Genomic DNA, 18,876 nt, shown 5'->3' with positions numbered 1-18,876 from the left:
GTTTTTCTTATGATGATACCGTTATTCCATCGTTATTGTGAATCTTTCTTCTCCGACAAACTCCCCACCAACAAAAATTTCAACCCGATAGTTGCCAACTTTAGTGGCAGGATTTTGTGCATCAATGACATCCAACGAGATACGATTAGAAGAAAATTTCTTAGACTCGCGATCGCGAAGGCTTTCCCATTCGTCCGGATCTTCCGGATCTTGGAATAAAAGGGAGACTCGAAATGTCTGATTGTTAACAGGCTCTTCTCCAATGTAAAAAAGGTTAATTCGTGCGTCATACTTCTTGAAAACCGGAGAAGTAATGATGTCTCCTTTGTACTCAGGCGTTTGTTCATTATTATTGTTATCGGAATAGATGTAAATCCCTGGATCTAGTTCACTTTCAAAAGACCATTCAGATAATGCTTGAACAGGTAAAATCAAGAGAAATATTACAATTACCGGCGTCACTATTGCACTAATCCATGATGTTCCTTTCTTCGTAAATAGAGGAACAGCAGGTTTTGTTTTTTCCGTATCAGAATCGATATTTTGAATCAGCTTCAAAACCCTTCTCGTAAAAAAAGCATTGCCTTTTAGACCAAAAAAGAAATGTGTCAATATAGGAAGCGAAAAAGTCATTTCACTATAAAAACTAATAGCCGATAAAAGGGTTAATTCGGCGAGAATAAAAATAAAATAGAGTAGAGTCGATCCATGCATATAGCGGTACGCTAGCCAAAAGGGCGGAATGATAAAAGCGGGCCAATTCCATCCTGCATAGTTATCGGGTTTTTTATGTTTTTTCCATTTTTTATCATAGTATTCATGATTATTCTTTACAATCTCATAAACAGTGGGGGATTCAGTCGTTAAATAGCTAGAGGATTGATCCTTGTTCATTGTAAATTCTCCTTCTTAAACAGCTTGGGTACTATTTTATCATGAATTAGCAGAAAAATAGCATAGGGAAGCATTATTAACAAAGATATCACAGATTAAAAGATAGAGAAGAAAGTCTCAGTTATTATTTGATAAAATAGAAGGAGAAAGTCTAAGGGGTGGTCAATTGAAATTTTTATATCCATTTTTATTTGTAGTATTGGTAGTTAGTGTTGCCGGTTGTGAGTCAGAAAATGATACTAATCCGGACAGCAGCAGTGATAATTTTCCTTTTCAATTTGTATCAGACAGCTTTCAATATGAAGGTTTTAACTATCCGGATGATTGGGATGTGGTGGCTGTATCATCTTATGTAGAAATGTCAGATGCTGATGATGAGAATGAAGGTAATCAAGCATTTTCTGAGGAACCTTTTCGTTATCGTTTCGTATTCGGAAGAGAAGCCAATACAAATGAAGTATCCACAGAGGAAATAGATGCATTTAATGAAAAAAGTACAAAGGAACAGAAAACGATTCGACAGCACTATTATCATACCTATCATGAACACTATGCCACATTGCATATCAGTTCAGATAGTTTTCTTAAAAACCTGTCAGATCTGGAAGGTGTAGATACATTGGAAGTAAATAAACATGAAGTTTTGGTTATGAATCAACAAAATGAGTGGGTTATAAACGCTCAAATAAATAATGCTTATTATGAATTGCTTGTGAAAAACGAAGCGGTAGTGACTGATAAAGAAGACTTAAAAGAACTATTGAAAATTATATTACCATAGATATTAAAGGGAATGGGGGGGACAGCCCCCCCATTTTTAAAGAGAATTTATAAAATTGGCAGCTAACTTCGCACCGCACGTATCAAGGGAAACCCACCTCCTTTCGAGTAGCACCTACACGCACTGCGTAGGTGCTACTCGATGGCGGTGGAAGCTGACGCTGTAATTAATAAAAGACGGCTATGCCGTTTTTCTTAGGTGAAACAATCAAACCTTCGTTTGACCGTTTCAAGGAAATAGCATACACTATAATCAAATGATTGTTTGAATAAAGGGAGTCGGGAAATTGGAGGGATTACGAATGGCAGAAGATACTTGCAGTGTGTATTCGTTTGATAAAGCTAAGGTTGCCTCACTTCATAAACAGTTAAATGATGAATTTATCATAGGCACGAGTCAGATTTTTAAAATTCTAGCGGATGAAACTCGCTTAAAGATTGCTTATGCATTAACGAAAGAAGAAGAATTATGTGTATGTGATATTGCTAATGTTATCGGGGCATCTACCGCTACAGCATCTCACCATTTGCGTACACTAAAGAAACAAGGATTGGCTCAGTATCGTAAGGTAGGAAAGCTGGCATTTTACCGATTGGATGATCATCACGTTAAAGCGCTTATACAATTAGCCTTTGAACATCAGAAGGAAGGTAAAGCTGATGGAAACAACAACTAAAACGGACCAAGAGATGTATAAAGTGAAAGGCATGACTTGCACAGGTTGTGCAGCTAGGTTTGAAAAAAATGTCAAACAGATACCTGGAGTGAAAGAAGCGAATGTAAATTTCACTTCTGAGAAACTTATCATCGAAGGCCATGCGAGCATACAGGAATTAGAAAAGGCAGGAGCCTTTGAGAATGTGAAAGTTTATCATGAAAATGATGAGCTTCCTACGGAGGAGGATCAGCCTTTTTTTCAGAAGCATACATGGATTCAAGTAATTCTTGCAAGCTTGTTTGTGCTAGCAGGTTGGATTTCTCATTTTTATATTGGGGAACAGTCACTCATTACGATTGGACTCTTTTTAAGTGGTATGGTTATCGGTGGATATTCGATGTTCTGGCAAGGGATCAATAATCTAACGAAGTTTGTGTTCGATATGAGAACCTTGATGACAATTGCCATTATAGGTGCCGCTCTCATTGGGGAGTGGGGAGAAGGAGCACTAGTTGTCGTTTTGTTTGCAATAAGTGAAGCGCTCGAAAGCTATTCAATGGATCGGGCACGAAAATCGATTCGCTCCCTTGTAGAAACTAGTCCACGAAATGCGACGGTAAATAGACTTGGTAAAGAAATGATTGTTCCTGTAGACGAGATAGATATAGGAGAGGAGAACATTATTCGTCCAGGTGAGAAAATTCCCTTGGATGGGACTGTTACAAAAGGCCTTACTTCGGTGAACCAAGCTGCGATTACAGGGGAAAGTATTCCTGTTGGAAAAGGTGAAGGTGACTCGGTATTTGCCGGAACATTGAACGAGGAAGGGCTTCTTTCCGTAAAAGTGACGAAGCTGGTCAAAGACACGACACTTGCAAAGATCATTCAGCTCGTAGAAGAAGCTCAAGGTGAGAGAGCTCCAGCACAGCAATTTATCGATCGATTCGCTGCATATTATACACCTGCCATTATGATTCTAGCAGTCATTGTCATGATAGGGCCGCCATTAATGGCGGGGGGCGTATGGAGTGAATGGATCTATTTAGGACTTGCAACACTGGTAGTTGGTTGTCCTTGTGCCCTTGTCATATCTACTCCGGTAGCTATCGTTACAGCCATTGGCAGCAATGCGAAACAAGGTATCCTTATCAAGGGTGGCATTCATTTAGAACAAGCAGGTCATATAGAAGTGATTGCTTTCGATAAAACAGGTACGCTAACGAAAGGCACTCCAGAGGTAACTGATTTTCTTTCGATCGACGATGTCTCTGAAAAGGAATTAATTCCGTATATATATTCGATTGAAGAGTATTCCACCCATCCTTTGGCGAAAACTTTAGTTGCTTATGCGAAAAAAAATGGCGGCGATATGGTTTCTCAGAGGAACGTAACTGAATCGAAAGCTCTTACAGGCAAAGGGATGTCTGCAAAGATTGATGGCGTCTATTATTACGTCGCTAGTCCCTCTTATGCAAGAAGTTACTTCACTAGTAGCTTATCCGAGAAAATTGATGAGAAGGTAGAAGATCTTCAAAAACAAGGGAAAACGGTGGTCATTTTAGGTAATGAATCTAAGATACTAGCAATAATGGCTTTACGTGATGAGGTCAGACCTGAAGCGAAGCATGCGATCCAACAGTTGAAGAAATTAGGGATAAAGGAAATCGTGATGTTGACCGGTGATCAACGTTATACAGCAGAAGCAATTGGTCGAGAAGCAGGGGTTACACGCGTAGAATCGGAATTGCTTCCTGAAGAGAAACTTGCCTTCATCAAACAAACGAGAATTTCAGGCAAGAACGTTGCGATGGTCGGTGATGGCATGAATGATGCTCCGGCATTAGCACAGGCAAATGTCGGCATTGCAATGGGTGGAGCAGGAACGGACACTGCAATTGAAACAGCGGATATTGCTTTAATGGGGGATGAATTAAATAAACTGCCTATACTGATAGAAACGAGTCGCAGGACATTGAGGATCGTCAAACAAAACATTGCATTTGCACTTGGATTAAAAGTATTAGCACTAATTCTCGTCCCTTTCGGTTGGCTGACGCTGTGGATTGCTATTATTGCCGACATGGGAGCAACATTACTTGTTACATTTAATAGTTTGAGGCTTATCAAAATAAAAGATAAGAGTAATAAAAAGTAATAAAAAGAGGATGTCTGAAGGTCAGTAAAGACCAATGGACATCCTCTTTTGATGCAATGAGTGAAGCTTACGCCTTCGTTCCTTGGAGTTTCTTTATTACTTAAGAGTCCTATTCATTCATTAACTCATAGTCTTCAGGGTTCTCGGCTGAGATTGGATTAGATAGATCCATGTGGCCTAATAATTCTCCGACCTCTTCACCGTCAATAAGTATCATGGTGCTGTCGTAGCCGAATTGATTCATCATTAGAGCTACGTGCTGAGTAAACATTAATTCACCGCTTGAGCCAAGATTGGTCGTTTCGATATCTTGTGAAAAAGAAACATAGGCAACATCGTCCTTGAATTCTACAGATTGCACAGTCACGCCTTCAGGCAATAATTTAACTAAACCATCTTGTGAGGGGCCTGCAAGCCAAAGATTCATAGCTTCCTCTGCGCCGGATTCATCCATAGAAACGGATGTCCCAGAGTTAACGCGGAACGTTTCTAACAATTGATCATCAGAGAAAAATAGTGTAACAGAATCAAGTGTAGTTGTTTCTTCCGTATTACTGTTTTCATCCTCTGCAGTGTTAATGTCTGCTTCGTCATTTGTACTATCGTTCATGGTGTTCTCTTCTACTTCAGGTTCGTTTTCTTCCACTTCAGGTTCATTTTCTTCAACATTGTTATTTGATTCGCTCGCATTTATATTTCCTTCGTCTTCGTCTAAGTCTTCCTCTTCAGTTGTTGCATCGTTCACCGCTTCATTTTCTTCCACACTATTTTCAGTATTCATTGTATTGTTTTCTCCTGAGACATTATTTGTGTCTCCAGCAGCATTCTCACTTGTTCCACAAGCAGCTAATAATAGAACAAGACTAAAGACTAAAAGTATTTTACTAACATTTTTCATTTGTACCCCTACCTTCAAATTTAATAGTTATAGTTCGTTCAATTCATTAGACGACACTTAGAATAAAAGGTTACAACAAAATCTGCGTTATTTTGCCAATTTCAATATAACAGAAAATGAACAGTACAGACAACTGAATGTTATATAGTTAAAAAGATAGTTACAAACTTTTTATCGAAATGATGCTTTTGGGGTATGTTAAGAATTTTTACCAATCTAAGTCCAGGGGCGTAGAAGATATATTTCTTAAGTCGCTTACGGAAAAAGAATTCACCCATTACAATAGAGAAAAGATGAGAAAAGGGAGAGGGACGATATCACAAAAATAGGGCGACGAACGTTAGGCTTATGTATCTTAATGTTAGGAGTGATTTTGTTAGCGAGTCAAATCCTAGCGATCTCATTTAATTTTTTGTTTGCTTACGTATGGCCTATCTTAGTAGTAGGGTTACTTATTGAAGGTCTAATTTATTATCGGAATAAAGAGCCTGATCAAAAGGTGCGTTTCGATAAATTTTCGATCATTTTATTACTGGTAGTATTGCTTGCCAGCAGCGGTGTAGAGAAGAGCTTAGAGGCTTCGAGCGGGTTTTCGTTTCTTGAATGGTCAGGTGTAACAGGGACAACGGCTTCAATCGAAGAAGAATATGATTTAGGGGGAAGTGTTGAAATAATTAAAATAAACGCCCCGAATGCTTCGGTTAAAGTGATGGGAACGGATGAAGATGAGATTTCGGTGTCAGGTACCATACAGGCAGATGAAGATGATGAAGACGATGTAAAGGAAGTTTATGAAGAAGTGCGTGAAATTACTAGAACGGATAATATGTTTGAATACAGTATTGATCAAAAAGAGTTATCTTGGTTTTCATTCAGTGAAAACATGAAAGCGAATTTAGTGATTGAAGTGCCTAAAGATAAACGGGTCCATATTGATGTTACAAATGGTGGAGTTGAAGTTACTAATATAGCAGAAAATATCAATGTCCAAACCACGAATGGAGCAGTCACAGTGGTTAACATAGCTAAGGATGCTAAAGTTCAATCTACAAATGGCCGCATTATTTTAGAAGGTATTGGTGGAGCAGCAAATCTTCATACGACAAATGGAACAATTGAAGTAGAAAGCGATCAGGTCCTCGGAAACTGGGATTTAAAGACAACCAACGGTAATATCAGAATTGGAGCTGCTGAAGAAAGTGATTTTTATTTCGAAGGAAAAACGACAAATGGAAAAGTTGATGGAGATTTACAAATGGAAAGAGAAAAAGAAGGAGAGTTAGTAAGAGTAAAAACACAAGGATCCGCAATTCAAGGGGATGGCACACACGAGATAAATGCTACAACAACGAATGGTACTATCACTGTTTTTCTAGAATAGATATACAAAAAAAGCCAGACCTACGAAATACGTAGGTCTGGCTTTTTTATCTTTATGATTAAATTATTCTAAACCAGCAGTCCATTCTGATACGATTTCTTCATTTGCTTCAACCCATGCAGCTGCAGCATCTTCTGGAGATGTGCCTTCTTGCATGTCAAGCATTACAGCCTGCATATCTTCTGGAGTCCAGCTGAACTGATCCAATAGTGTGTAGGCGTTTGGAAGATCTTCCTCTAAACCTTCACGAACCATTGTTTTAATAACTTCAGCATCACCAAATGATCCTTCAGGGTCTTCAAGATACTTTAAGTCATAAGAAGCGAATTTCCAGTGCGGAGTCCAACCAGTTACAACAATTGGCTCTTCGTTGTCAATTGCTTCGCCTAATGCGGTAGCCATTGCACCACTAGAAGATGTTTGAACGGAAAAGTCTGCTAGGCCTTCGTATGTTTCTACAGCACTTTCAGCTGCTTGAACAACACCAGCGCCAGGCTCAATTCCAGTGATTGTATTTCCTAAATCATCAGAAAAGTTAGCTAAGTCATCAATAGTTGTAGCATCCATGTATTCAGGCACAACTAAACCAATTTTAGCTCCTTCAAGGTTTTCACCTAGATCAACAACCTGATCTCCATATTCTTCAAATAGATCGCCGTGTGTAGCAGGTAACCATGCTGCAACCATACCATCAGCTTCTCCACTTGCTACTGAATCCCACATAATTGCATTATCAATCGGAGTCACAGTAACATCATAACCTTGGTCTTCCAAAACTTTTGCTACAACGTGTGTAGATGCAATTTCTGAGTCCCACTCCACGTATACTAATTCAATTTCCTGTCCTTCGCCAACTGCTCCAGCATCTGCATTCTCTTCAGTTGCATTGCCTGCATTTTCTTCTGCTGTATTATTATCAACATTCGTAGTATTCGTGTCATTTTCATTTTCTCCACAGCCAGCTGCGAGTAATGATAATGACAGTCCTGCTGCTAATCCAAGACGTTTTTTGTTGAGTTTAAACATAATAATTAAATCCCCCTAGTTTTATTTTATCTATGGAACTTTTCAATTCATGAAAAGGAGCCAACTTAATTGGTGTTAAATCTGTATTAATTTTTAGTGTTCACATTTTGTGTGAATCGATCGATAATGATAGCCAGGATAACTATTCCTAAACCAGCTACAAAACCAGGTCCTACTTGCGCACGTTGTAATGCGGAAAGAACTTCTCTTCCTAACCCGGGTGCACCGATCATCGATGCAATAACGACCATAGATAAGGCAAGCATAACTGTTTGATTTATCCCAGCCATAATCGTTGCTTTGGCCATCGGAAGCTCTACTTTAAATAACTTCTGTGCACCAGTACTACCAAACGCATCTGATGCTTCCACTAGTTCTGTTGGAACTTGGCGAATACCTAAATTGGTGAAACGAACGGTTGGTGGTGTCGCAAATATCAAGGATGCAAAAACACCGGGAACCATTCCTATTCCAAAGAAAGCAACAGCAGGAATTAAGTAAACAAAGGCAGGCATTGTTTGCATGAAATCTAGGACTGGTCGAATAATTGCATCTGCTGTTTTGCTTTTGGACATTAAAATTCCAAACGGAACTCCAATGATAACAGACAAGACACTTGCGAGTATAACCAAAGTAATTGTGAAGGTTAAATCTTCCCATAATCCTTGATTGTGTACAAGCCATAGTCCAAAGACTGAAAACGCTGCAAGGCCATATTTTTTACCCGTTAGAAAAAAGGCTGCCAGTGCGACGATAAGAATGACAATGATCGGCGGAATGCTATATAAGAGATTTGCTGTCCATTCCATGAAATCCCCAAAATAAGTTTTAATAGGGTTGAATAAAAAAGCAAATGTACTTGTTAACCACCCGACAAACCATGCTGTTCCTTCGGCAATTGGTATTCTTGGTATAAATTCTGTAAGATTATTAAGCATTTTCTGATTCCACCTCGCTATCATTAGCAAGAGCGGCAATGACCGCACCTCGGACAATAATTCCCACTAACCGTTCGTTCTCGACAACTGCTACGGGTGTTGGGATATTGTGAATAATATTGAAAATATCATGCATTGGTGTATCTTTTTCGATTTTTGGTATATCTGTTTTTAAAATGCCTTCCAACGTTTTAATCTCTTGTTTTCGAGCGATGGAAGCATCATCTGCTGTTACATACCCCTTGAATTTCCGTTTGCTGTCGATAACAAGAATGCTTGAAATACCTTCTTCTTTCATACGTTCTAATGCTACTCGTGGACCGTGTTTATCAATATTAACTGTTTCAGGCCGTTTCATAATATGACTGGCTGTTAAGACCTTAGATCGATCAACATCCTCTACAAATCGTTCCACATAATCATTGGCCGGATTTACTAAGATTTCTTCTGGTGTACCTATTTGGACAATGGCTCCGTCCTTCATGATTGTAATTCGATCTCCTATACGAAGAGCCTCGTCTAAATCATGAGTAATGAAGATAATCGTTTTTTGCATTTTTTCTTGTAAATCAAGCAGCTCATCCTGCATATCTTTTCTGATAAGTGGGTCAAGTGCTGAGAAAGCCTCATCCATCAAGAGAACACTTGGATCATTTGCCAACGCTCGAGCAAGTCCAACGCGTTGTTGCATTCCACCTGATAGTTGATCGGGATATTGGTTTTCATATCCTTTTAAACCAACAAGCTCTAAAGATTCAAATGCTTGTTTCCTTCGAGTGGTTGGATCAATACCTTGTATTTCCAAGCCATATTCAACATTTTCGATAATGGTTCTGAATGGGAATAGCCCAAACTTTTGGAAAACCATACTCATCTTTTTACGTCTAACTTCGCGCAAATCTTTATCATTCATTTGTGCTAAGTTTTCCCCATCTATCCAAACCTTGCCGTCAGTAGGCTCGATTAAACGATTTAACAAGCGGACAAGTGTGGATTTACCACTTCCAGAAAGCCCCATAATAACAAAAATCTCGGCATCATTTACTTCAAAAGAAGCTTGATTTACACCAATGGTTAAACCCGTTTCTGCAAGAATATCATCCTTGCTTTTTCCTTGCTTTAAAAGCTCTAGCCCCTGTTTCGAACGTTTACCGAAGACCTTGGTTAAGCCTTCTACTTTAATATTTGCCAAATGTAGTCACCCCAAATTCATAATTACTTTTATTTATTAACACGAAAAAGTACCTGACTTCTCGCCAAGCAATACATAGCACACGGTATGTTTCGACCTTTCTAACTATAAAGGTTTAGGTAAATAAGATCAAACCGTATATACTATATATAAACTTCGAAAAGTACGTACAGTTAAAACTGTACAAAGGTTACACGACTGTAACGCCAAATTACACAACAATCCTATCTATAACACATGGATATGCTACTTTCTTTTTGAAAGGAGTATTTGCTAGTATTTTTATAGATGGAATAAGACAGGAGGTTTACAAATGCCGAATAATGCTATATATAAGGAAGAACAACAGAAATTGTATGACGCAAGAGAGCGCTTCATTACAGAAATAGCTAAAAATATTCATTTATACAATATAAATTCATCGGTTGGCAGATTATACGGAACGGTATTCTTTGCGGAAAAACCAATGACATTAGATGACATGAGTTCCTCCCTAGGTATGAGTAAGACAAGTATGAGTACAGGAATAAGGGCTTTGACAGATGCGAATATGGTTGAAAGGGTTTGGGAGAAGGGCATTCGCAAAGATCTTTATAAAACAGAAGACGATTGGTACAAATCTTTTTCAAACGTATTTATTACACGATGGAGAAACTCAACAGAATTGAATATGCGTGCAATAAAAGAAACAAAGGAAAGTATGGAAGAACTTTTAGATAAATCAGAGAACGATGACATAATCAACTCCGCGGAACTAGATCTTGAAAAACTAAATGGAGCTGAAGCTTATTATGAATGGCTGACTGATGTGATATCGTTATTTGAAACAGATGAAATATTTAAGATTATACCGAAACGTTCATGACTTAGGTTGTTCATTAACGTCGCCAATATTCAGAAATAAAATTTTTCTATAATTAAACGATCGTTATAGCTTGATGCTCGTCAAATTTGATGAGAGGCATCAAGCTATTTTTTGTTATAATGAGGAAGTTCAAATAAATAGGAGAGTTTTTGTTGAAATTTAACGTAAAGGAATGAAATAACATGAAAAATTGGCAAGTGGCTGTGATTTTATTAATTATTGGATTTATTGGAGCGAGTATATTCTGGGCATGGGCACTTCTAACTGGATAACTATTCATCAGATAATCTATTTTCTTAGAATTATTCGTCGACTTTTATGTAACAAAAACGAATAGATAACGTCAATTATAGTTGCAAGGGGAGGGAATCAAGTGAGGTCGGAGTTTGATCGTTTATATACTGCTTATCACCATCAGCTTTTCCAGTATCTTTTCTATATGGTCAGGAATAGAGAAGTGGCAGAGGATTTAGTCCAAGAAGTATATATTAAAGTACTTCACTCTTTTGAAACCTTTGAAGGCAAAAGTTCGGAAAAAACATGGCTCTATTCCGTAGCTAAACATGTTGGAATAGATTGGATCCGTAAGCAGTCGCGCAAGAAACGGAAATGGGAAGGCAAAGAGTATGAATGGAGCGAGCGGGAATTTGAAATAAAGGATCAGAGTCCACTCCCGGAAGAAGTTCTGCTCCAGAAAGATGAAGTACAACAAGTTTATCGTGTATTGAAAACTTGTACAGAAGATCAACAACAAGTTGTATTACTGCGATATGTTCAGTCTTTATCGATATCAGAGACTGCCGATATATTGGGTTGGACCGAAAGTAAAGTGAAAACAACCCAACACAGAGCGATTAAAACCCTTCAAAAAAATCTAGAAGAGGTCGAGGAGACATTGGAAGTAAAGGAGGCAAAGAAGTGAGCAAAAATAAATGGAATGAAAAAGATATTGAAAAGACGTTGTCGAACTTGCCTTCTGTTAAGGATAAACAATCCAAAGATGAGTTATTCCAAGCAATTGAAAAACGATCGGAAGAAGTCTCTCTTTCCAGAGCTGCTAATAAACGAAAAAAATCATGGTTGTTTCCTGCACTGGGCAGTGTAGCCGCTATTTTTATTATCTTATTAGTCATTCCTTCCTTTATAAATAATAACTCGCAAATGTCGATGGATGAAGCAAACGATTCTGCTGAGAATATGGAATCTTCTTCTGCTGACAATGCAGAAAACAAAGTGAGCTTGTATTCTGATGATAGTGGGAATGAAACGCAAGAGAGCAGTATTGGTACAGAAAGTCAAAGCTCTCCTAGAAATGATGAAAATGCATCTAGCAATAATAATGAAGCTACTCAAGAGAACAATTCATCGGTGGATGTTCGGAGCGAATCAAATTCCAGCGAATCAATTCAGGAAGAAGAACCGGTCCAAATAGAAGATCTTACACCTTCCGAGTTTATAGCGCAGATTATCCCGGTGGAAGAAAGTGATTTTCCAGATGGAATTGCAGTGCTGCATCCAACTGAAATAGATCACACCTCTACGGAGGAGCTTCTCGCTACCTCTTTGAAGGCGAGTGACCCAACGATTAGAAGCGAGATGGAAAATATAACCGAGGTCAGTCTTGACGAACAGTTGCAGGACTCTGTTCATTTAAACTTTCAAGAGGATCATAACTTAGAAAGCTTAACATCTTCGGAACATCAAGGACTTGGTTTAATATTTCAAGAACTATTTACTATTTATGGGATTGATGAAGTTGAATTAAGTGTAGAGGGTGAACCCGGGATTATGTTTGGTCAACAGGGAGAAGTAGAAAGCCTGCCAATCGATTTATTTAACAGAGGTTATTATTCCTATGAAAAGGATGGAGAAGTATATTTAGTGAGTGCACGGATAGTAGGTGAGCAAATGCGTTCCGATTCTGGAAATGCACTTACTTATCGAGAGACGGTTGAAAGAATGGCTGCAATGCCAGATGAACACTTCTATACTTCCCCTGTTCCTGATTTTGTCGAAGTGGTTAACTTTAGGTTTGATGATAAGTTTGTAGAAGTTATATATGAGACAGAGGGGCCCGAGACGGAAGAAAGTCAATTGGATGAAATGAGTACTTTTTACGATTCGTTGATTTTAACTGCGGAACCATTTTCTCTAGACACATTGCAAATTACTAACGAAACCACGGGAGAAACAAAAGAAGTTGATTTAAATTAAGTTTATATGAAATAGATGGTAAGGGGTGACCTGATATTCACCCTTCTTTACCATCTTATAAAAAAATTAAGGATGTATCAAAAGGTCTTTTATGACATTTTGATACATCCTTTTTTGCAAAATAAGAGATTGTTGTGTGGAAGAATCCGCGAGACTCCTGTGGAAGAATGATTCAAGTGAGACCCCGCAGAGCGTTCGTAATCTCGAGGAGGCTCGCGGATCATCCACGGAAAGCGAGCGGTAATTCTTCCAAACAAACTTTCGTGATAACAAAAGCAACGAAATAGAAAAGAAGACACACTAAGTTTTTTTAAGATGTCATAACATCCGGTAACCAGCCTTTCCCGGGAAATAAATGTAGAATGTTGTAAGTACGTTCTATGGACTTGCTAGTAGCGCATAAACTTAAACTTCACGCGCAACCAGTAAAAACTTCTTCAGACGATATTGAAGGCTTTGCCGACTGAGGCCCAAATCTTTGGCTGCTTTCGTAACATTTCCACGGTGGTGCCTTAATGTCCGTTCTAACAGGTCTTTTTCTACCCTATCCATGTTTTCTTGTAAGGTTCCCGTGATAGCCGTGTGACTTTTGGACGTGTTTTCCTTTTCGGGTTCCGGTGAGGGCTTTTCCAAAGAATGAAATTTGGTTCTCATGTGCATTGGCAAGTGGCTATAATCTATTTCTTCATCAAAATGAATTAAATTCATTGCACCTTCGACCATATGTTCAAGCTCTCTTACATTTCCAGGCCAGTCATGCTCCAGAAATAAGTGGAGAACCTCTTCGGACATGCCAGGCACTCTTAGTTGGAATCGCTGATTATATTTATCGATAAAATGTTCGATGAGAACAGGAATATCTTCTTTTCTTTGACGGAGAGGTGGAACAAGAATACTGACGACACTTAACCGATAATATAAATCTTGTCGAAGATGATTTTTTTCGATGGAAACGAGAGGATCCTCATTTATGGTAGCGATTATCCTTACATCTATCGACCTGTCTTTTGTGTCTCCGATACGTCGAATCGTTTTTTCCTGGATGGCCCGTAATAACTTGGCTTGCAGGGAAGCGCTTAATGAATTTATCTCATCGAGCATGAGTGTCCCGCCATCTGCTTGTTCAAATAACCCGATATGACCGGTAGCGCCGGTAAATGCGCCTTTTACAGAACCAAATAATATCCCTTCAATTAGAGAATCTGGGAGTGCAGCACAGTTTTGGCTAATGAAAGGGCGAGAAACACGTTCACTGCCATTATGGATACTTTGTGTAAATAGTTCTTTTCCGGTACCCGTTTCTCCGTAGACAAGAACAGAGGAGCTTGTTTTCGTCGCATGTTTAGCATTATCAATGACTGACTTCAATGACTGACTATTACCAATAATTTGATCAAAGGTAAATCGTGCATCCTTTTTCTCACGGGAGTTTTCTCTCGTTAATTGCTCAAGCTTTGTTATGTCCTTTGCTACTTCCACTGCACCGATAATGTTTTCTCCATCATATAAAGGGAATGTATCATTTATAGTCGTTATTTCCTGACCTTTAAAATTAAAATAAGATTGTTTGGCATTTTTTAAGTCTGCGCCTTTATTCAAAGCTTGCAGAAGGCGACTTTCATCTTCACTGTTAAACAGAAATATATCCATTATGTTCTTCTTGAGTACGTCATCTTTGTCCATGTCTTCTATTTCAGACATTTTTTGATTGTAGATGACAGAGACACCATCTTTGTTGATCACATGAATTCCCATGTCGATGGCATCTAATAACTGTCGGTATACAGGTTGCAGGAACGGGAAATTTGTATCATTCAAAATAAAATCACCCCCACTTTCTCTTTTATTTTACAAGTAATAGTCCCAATAGTGCAAATATTTATGGCGATTAGGTGCAAAAATATTTTTCAGTGCAAATTTATTTTGCGGACTGAAGTAATTAATTACTTGAATTGCCGGTTGTTTAAAAGTTGGCATGATAATTGCATATTATAAAAGTGTAGAAAATTTTAATAATTTTAATGAAGGAGTGGATTGTTCATGGTAGTACCTTATAAGCACGAGCCGTTTACGGATTTTACGATGGAAGAGAACCGTAAAGAATACGAAGAGGCATTGAATTATGTTAAAGGGGAACTAGGTAAGGAATATCCTCTCATTATTAATGGAGAAAAAATATTTACTGATGATAAAACGGTATCGGAGAACCCAGGGAATAAAAAAGAAGTGATAGGCTATGTCTCAAAGTGTAGCCAAGAGCTTGCAGAGAAAGCAATGCAAGCAGCAGATGCTGCTTTTCAAACTTGGAAAAAATGGGATCCGGCAGCGAGAGCGAATATTCTTTTCCGCGCTTCTGGAATGATCCGTCGAAGAAAGCATGAATTCTCAGCTTGGTTAACATATGAAGCGGGAAAACCTTGGAAAGAGGCAGATGCAGATACAGCGGAAGCCATTGACTTTTTAGAGTATTATGCACGGCAAATGTTGCGTTTAAAAGATGGCGTAGAAATAAATTCCAGAGAAGTAGAAAACAACACATTTAACTATATCCCACTAGGTGTCGGTATTGCGATCTCGCCTTGGAACTTTGCTTTTGCGATCATGGCGGGAACGACAGTAGGACCAATGGTTGCAGGAAATACGATGTTATTAAAGCCAGCAAAAACAACACCGGTTATTGCCTATAAATTTATGGAAGTTTTACTAGAAGCCGGCTTACCAGACGGTGTTGTAAATTATATACCTGGTAGCAGTGCAGAGATGGGTGATTATGTAGTCGACCATCCTCGAACTCGATTCATTAACTTTACCGGTTCTAAAAAAGTAGGGCTTCATATTGCTGAACGAGCTGCTAAAGTACAAGAAGGACAAATTTGGATGAAGCGTGTCATTGCGGAGATGGGTGGAAAAGATACGATCATCGTCGATAATACAGCAGATCTTGAATTAGCTGCAGAGGCGATCACATACTCTGCATTTGGATTCTCAGGACAAAAGTGTTCCGCGTGTTCAAGAGCTATTATCCATGAGGATGTATATGATGAAGTACTAGATAAAGTAGTTAATAGAACGAAAGAATTAACGGTAGGTGCAACGTTTAACGATAACTCGAAGTTTATGGGTCCAGTCAATGACCAAGCCGCGTTTGATAAGGTCTTGGATTACATTGAGATTGGTAAAAAAGAAGGAAAACTCATGACAGGCGGCAATGGCGATAATTCAGAAGGATATTTTATTCAACCGACTGTCTTTGCAGATTTGGATCCTAAATCACGAATCATGCAAGAAGAAATTTTTGGCCCGGTCGTTGGATTTTCAAAGGCAAAAGACTTTGATGAGTTAATCGATATTGCCAACAATACAGAATATGGCTTAACAGGAGCAGTCATTTCTGATAATCGGGAACATTTAGAACAGGCTCGCCAGGACTTCCATGTCGGAAACCTTTATTTCAATCGTGGTTGCACAGCGGCAATTGTAGGTTATCACCCGTTTGGTGGATTTAATATGTCTGGTACAGATTCCAAAGCAGGCGGACCAGATTATCTATTAAACTTCCTTCAGCCTAAAACTGTTTCTGACATGTTTTAAGAAGTGAGTTTACCTCTATTAGACAAAAGTCAGAAGGAGGCAATAACATGACAAGATCTACAGACATCATGGACGTGACAGAAAAGTATGGGGCAAGAAATTATCATCCTCTTCCCATCGTTATTTCTAAAGCTGAGGGAGTATGGGTGGAAGATCCTGAAGGGAACCGCTATATCGATATGCTTAGCGCGTATTCCGCAGTTAACCAGGGACACCGGCATCCAAAAATTATTCAAGCTTTAAAGGATCAGGCAGATCGAATCACGCTAACATCACGGGCGTTTCATAATGATCAGTTAGGTCCGTTTTTTAAAAAGGTATCTTCATTAACGAATAAAGATATGATTCTTCCAATGAATACGGGCGCCGAAGCGGTGGAAACAGCTGTTAAAGCTGTTCGCCGCTGGGCGTATCGCGTAAAAGGAGTAGAAAAGGATAAAGCGGAAGTGATCGTTTGTGAGGATAATTTTCACGGACGAACGATGACAGCTGTCTCCTTATCTTCCAGCGAAGATAATCGAAAAGATTTTGGACCAATGTTACCTGGGATTAAAATTATTCCTTATGGCGATATTGAAGCGTTAAAATCTGCGATTACTTCAAACACAGCTGCATTTTTATTTGAGCCGATACAAGGTGAAGCAGGGATTAATATTCCGCCTGAAGGATTTCTAAAGGAAGCCTATGATGTGTGTAAAGAAAATAATGTTCTGTACGTGGCGGATGAAATTCAATGCGGGCTTGCCAGGACTGGTAAAATGTTTGCGTGCGATTGGGAAAATGTCGAGCCTGATATGTATATTTTAGGCAAAGCACTTGGGGGTGGCGTTATGCCGATCTCGGTGGTGTGTGCCAATGAAAATATATTAGGTGTTTTTGAACCTGGCTCTCATGGATCAACCTTTGGTGGAAACCCTTTAGCAAGCGCCGTTTCCATTGCAGCACTCGCTGTAATCGAGGAAGAAAACTTAGCCGAAAGATCTTTGAAAATGGGAACCTATTTCATAGAGCAATTAAAAGCGATTCGTAATCCGAAGATCAAAGAAGTAAGAGGAAAAGGGTTATTTATCGGCGTAGAATTATCGGAACCAGCGCGTTCATACTGTGAGAAATTGAAAGAAAAAGGCTTACTTTGTAAAGAAACGCATGAAAACGTCATTCGATTTGCTCCGCCGCTAGTCATATCCCAAGAAGACTTAGATTGGGCGATTGAACAAATTAAAGACGTGCTATCGGTTTAGGGTCTAAAATCCGGTAGAATAACAAACCTAGAAAGAAAGTGATAACAGTTTCTATATTGATTAAACATGAATTTTCATGATAAAGAGAGGGGTTTAGTCGAGATGATTACTAGAAGTTTTTTCCTGTTCCTATCCCAGAATAAATTTGTGAAGAATCGTGCAACAAAATGGGGACCGAAGTTTGGAGCTAAAACAGTCATTGCTGGTGAAACAATTAATGAAGCAATGAAAACGGTTCGGGAGTTAAATGAAAAGGGATTAGCTGCAACAGTCGACCATTTAGGCGAATTTGTTAATAATCGTGAAGAAGCCATCGAATCTATGGAATACTGTGTAAAAACATTGGATGCAATAGCTGAGTCTGGTGTAGATTGTAATTTATCTCTTAAACTCACTTCTCTTGGTCTTGATATAGATCGAAATTTGTGTAGAGACAATATGCTCAGAATTTTAGAAATAGCGCAAGGGCATGGAAACTTTATCAGAATAGACATGGAAGATTATTCTCACCTCGATGCGACACTAGACCTTTTGCAGGAATTGCGTCAACAATTTAGCAATGTAGGAACCGCGATTCAAGGATACTTGTATCGTTCAGAAAACGATATCCGATTGTTGGAAGGAATAAATTTGAGACTCATTAAAGGGGCGTACAAGGAGGCTCCTGACGTTGCATATCAACAAAAAGAAGAAGTAGACCAAAATTATTTAAATATCATTAAATCTCATATGTTAAATGGCAGTTACGCTGCAGTTGCAACACATGATCACCGAATCATTGATAAAGTAAAGGCATTTACCAAAGAAAATAACATTGGTAAAGACGAATTTGAATTTCAAATGCTTTATGGGTTTCGTACGCAACTTCAAACAGATATTGCAAGTGAAGGTTACAAGATGCGAGTTTATGTTCCGTTCGGGGAAGACTGGTACGCCTACTTTATGCGTCGCTTAGCGGAAAGACCGCAAAATGTAAGTTTTGCAATTCGTGGAATGCTATCAAAATAATTCAAATCTTAAAGCGGGTTAAAAGAGTTATAAA

General features: G+C 38.7%; 16 protein-coding genes. 10 read left to right on the top strand and 6 right to left on the bottom strand.

All coding sequences use genetic code 11. The features are described from left to right. Nucleotides 1-21 precede the first annotated feature (21 nt). Complete coding sequence (locus tag CEF18_RS25520; RefSeq protein WP_110939311.1) at nt 22-894, bottom strand: DUF2628 domain-containing protein; 873 nt, start codon at nt 892-894, stop codon at nt 22-24. Nucleotides 895-1,060: 166 nt separating this feature from the next. On the opposite strand from CEF18_RS25520, the gene CEF18_RS25515 reads away from it, so the two are divergent. The 3 genes from CEF18_RS25515 (at nt 1,061) to CEF18_RS25505 (ending at nt 4,488) form a co-directional block, all read left to right on the top strand. Then, nucleotides 1,061-1,675: a hypothetical protein gene (locus CEF18_RS25515; protein ID WP_110939310.1), complete on the top strand. Its 615-nt coding sequence runs from the start codon at nt 1,061-1,063 to the stop codon at nt 1,673-1,675. A gap of 301 nt (nt 1,676-1,976) precedes the next feature. Continuing rightward, a complete protein-coding gene (locus CEF18_RS25510) occupies nt 1,977-2,351 on the top strand; it encodes an ArsR/SmtB family transcription factor (protein WP_110939309.1) in 375 nt (124 codons plus the stop codon). Beyond that, nucleotides 2,335-4,488: a heavy metal translocating P-type ATPase gene (locus tag CEF18_RS25505; protein ID WP_110939308.1), complete on the top strand. Its 2,154-nt coding sequence runs from the start codon at nt 2,335-2,337 to the stop codon at nt 4,486-4,488. Before CEF18_RS25510 ends, CEF18_RS25505 begins: the two co-directional genes overlap by 17 nt. A gap of 109 nt (nt 4,489-4,597) precedes the next feature. Here the strand turns inward: CEF18_RS25505 and CEF18_RS25500 are convergent, their stop codons facing one another. Next, nucleotides 4,598-5,386, bottom strand: coding sequence for a GerMN domain-containing protein (locus CEF18_RS25500; RefSeq protein WP_110939307.1), 789 nt, complete (start codon nt 5,384-5,386; stop codon nt 4,598-4,600). Nucleotides 5,387-5,759: 373 nt separating this feature from the next. Here CEF18_RS25500 and CEF18_RS25495 point away from each other — a divergent pair, with 373 nt between their 5' ends. After that, nucleotides 5,760-6,767 (top strand): DUF4097 family beta strand repeat-containing protein, encoded by a 1,008-nt coding sequence (locus CEF18_RS25495; protein ID WP_190238725.1) that lies wholly within the window; start codon nt 5,760-5,762, stop codon nt 6,765-6,767. A gap of 63 nt (nt 6,768-6,830) precedes the next feature. On the opposite strand, the gene CEF18_RS25490 is transcribed toward CEF18_RS25495, so the two are convergent. From CEF18_RS25490 to CEF18_RS25480, 3 genes are all read right to left on the bottom strand, one after another. Further along, nucleotides 6,831-7,793 (bottom strand): glycine betaine ABC transporter substrate-binding protein, encoded by a 963-nt coding sequence (locus CEF18_RS25490; protein ID WP_110939305.1) that lies wholly within the window; start codon nt 7,791-7,793, stop codon nt 6,831-6,833. Nucleotides 7,794-7,879: 86 nt separating this feature from the next. Next, nucleotides 7,880-8,731: an ABC transporter permease gene (locus CEF18_RS25485; protein WP_110939304.1), complete on the bottom strand. Its 852-nt coding sequence runs from the start codon at nt 8,729-8,731 to the stop codon at nt 7,880-7,882. Continuing rightward, entirely contained in the window at nt 8,724-9,923 is a 1,200-nt protein-coding gene (locus tag CEF18_RS25480) for a quaternary amine ABC transporter ATP-binding protein (protein ID WP_110939303.1), read from the bottom strand. The genes CEF18_RS25485 and CEF18_RS25480 overlap by 8 nt, the downstream gene beginning before the upstream one ends. 313 nt (nt 9,924-10,236) lie before the next feature. Here CEF18_RS25480 and CEF18_RS25475 point away from each other — a divergent pair, with 313 nt between their 5' ends. From CEF18_RS25475 to CEF18_RS25465, 3 genes are all read left to right on the top strand, one after another. After that, nucleotides 10,237-10,788 carry a GbsR/MarR family transcriptional regulator gene (locus tag CEF18_RS25475; protein ID WP_110939302.1) on the top strand — a complete coding sequence of 184 codons (552 nt, stop codon included), beginning with the start codon at nt 10,237-10,239 and terminating at the stop codon, nt 10,786-10,788. A gap of 373 nt (nt 10,789-11,161) precedes the next feature. Beyond that, the gene (sigX, locus tag CEF18_RS25470; RefSeq protein WP_110939301.1) at nt 11,162-11,710 is read left to right on the top strand and encodes an RNA polymerase sigma factor SigX; all 549 of its coding nucleotides are present in this window, start codon (nt 11,162-11,164) and stop codon (nt 11,708-11,710) included. Then, nucleotides 11,707-13,002: a hypothetical protein gene (locus tag CEF18_RS25465; RefSeq protein ID WP_110939300.1), complete on the top strand. Its 1,296-nt coding sequence runs from the start codon at nt 11,707-11,709 to the stop codon at nt 13,000-13,002. The genes sigX and CEF18_RS25465 overlap by 4 nt, the downstream gene beginning before the upstream one ends. A 405-nt stretch (nt 13,003-13,407) precedes the next feature. On the opposite strand, the gene CEF18_RS25460 is transcribed toward CEF18_RS25465, so the two are convergent. Then, on the bottom strand, nt 13,408-14,823 hold the full coding sequence (locus tag CEF18_RS25460) for a sigma-54 interaction domain-containing protein (protein WP_110939299.1): 1,416 nt from the start codon (nt 14,821-14,823) through the stop codon (nt 13,408-13,410). Nucleotides 14,824-15,042: 219 nt separating this feature from the next. Between CEF18_RS25460 and pruA the strand changes: the two genes are divergently transcribed. From pruA to CEF18_RS25445, 3 genes are all read left to right on the top strand, one after another. Continuing rightward, complete coding sequence (pruA, locus tag CEF18_RS25455) at nt 15,043-16,593, top strand: L-glutamate gamma-semialdehyde dehydrogenase (protein WP_110939298.1); 1,551 nt, start codon at nt 15,043-15,045, stop codon at nt 16,591-16,593. Nucleotides 16,594-16,640: 47 nt separating this feature from the next. Then, on the top strand, nt 16,641-17,834 hold the full coding sequence (locus tag CEF18_RS25450) for an ornithine--oxo-acid transaminase (protein ID WP_110939297.1): 1,194 nt from the start codon (nt 16,641-16,643) through the stop codon (nt 17,832-17,834). 102 nt (nt 17,835-17,936) lie between these two features. Then, nucleotides 17,937-18,842: a proline dehydrogenase family protein gene (locus CEF18_RS25445; protein ID WP_110939296.1), complete on the top strand. Its 906-nt coding sequence runs from the start codon at nt 17,937-17,939 to the stop codon at nt 18,840-18,842. Nucleotides 18,843-18,876: the final 34 nt, after the last annotated feature.

Origin of the sequence: Salipaludibacillus neizhouensis, from assembly GCF_002886185.1 — a bacterium.
Taxonomy (GTDB): domain Bacteria; phylum Bacillota; class Bacilli; order Bacillales; family Salisediminibacteriaceae; genus Salipaludibacillus; species Salipaludibacillus neizhouensis.
This window is presented reverse-complemented; position numbering and strand designations above follow the sequence as displayed.

Bases quoted from the DNA above. Each gene is read 5' to 3' on its own strand.
- CEF18_RS25520 (WP_110939311.1), bottom strand. From the start codon at position 894: ATGAACAAGGATCAATCCTCTAGCTATTTAACGACTGAATCCCCCACT.
- CEF18_RS25445 (WP_110939296.1), top strand. From the start codon at position 17,937: ATGATTACTAGAAGTTTTTTCCTGTTCCTATCCCAGAATAAATTTGTG.
- CEF18_RS25505 (WP_110939308.1), top strand. From the start codon at position 2,335: ATGGAAACAACAACTAAAACGGACCAAGAGATGTATAAAGTGAAAGGC.
- CEF18_RS25475 (WP_110939302.1), top strand. From the start codon at position 10,237: ATGCCGAATAATGCTATATATAAGGAAGAACAACAGAAATTGTATGAC.
- CEF18_RS25485 (WP_110939304.1), bottom strand. From the start codon at position 8,731: ATGCTTAATAATCTTACAGAATTTATACCAAGAATACCAATTGCCGAA.
- CEF18_RS25490 (WP_110939305.1), bottom strand. From the start codon at position 7,793: ATGTTTAAACTCAACAAAAAACGTCTTGGATTAGCAGCAGGACTGTCA.
- pruA (WP_110939298.1), top strand. From the start codon at position 15,043: ATGGTAGTACCTTATAAGCACGAGCCGTTTACGGATTTTACGATGGAA.
- CEF18_RS25450 (WP_110939297.1), top strand. From the start codon at position 16,641: ATGACAAGATCTACAGACATCATGGACGTGACAGAAAAGTATGGGGCA.
- CEF18_RS25510 (WP_110939309.1), top strand. From the start codon at position 1,977: ATGGCAGAAGATACTTGCAGTGTGTATTCGTTTGATAAAGCTAAGGTT.
- CEF18_RS25500 (WP_110939307.1), bottom strand. From the start codon at position 5,386: ATGAAAAATGTTAGTAAAATACTTTTAGTCTTTAGTCTTGTTCTATTA.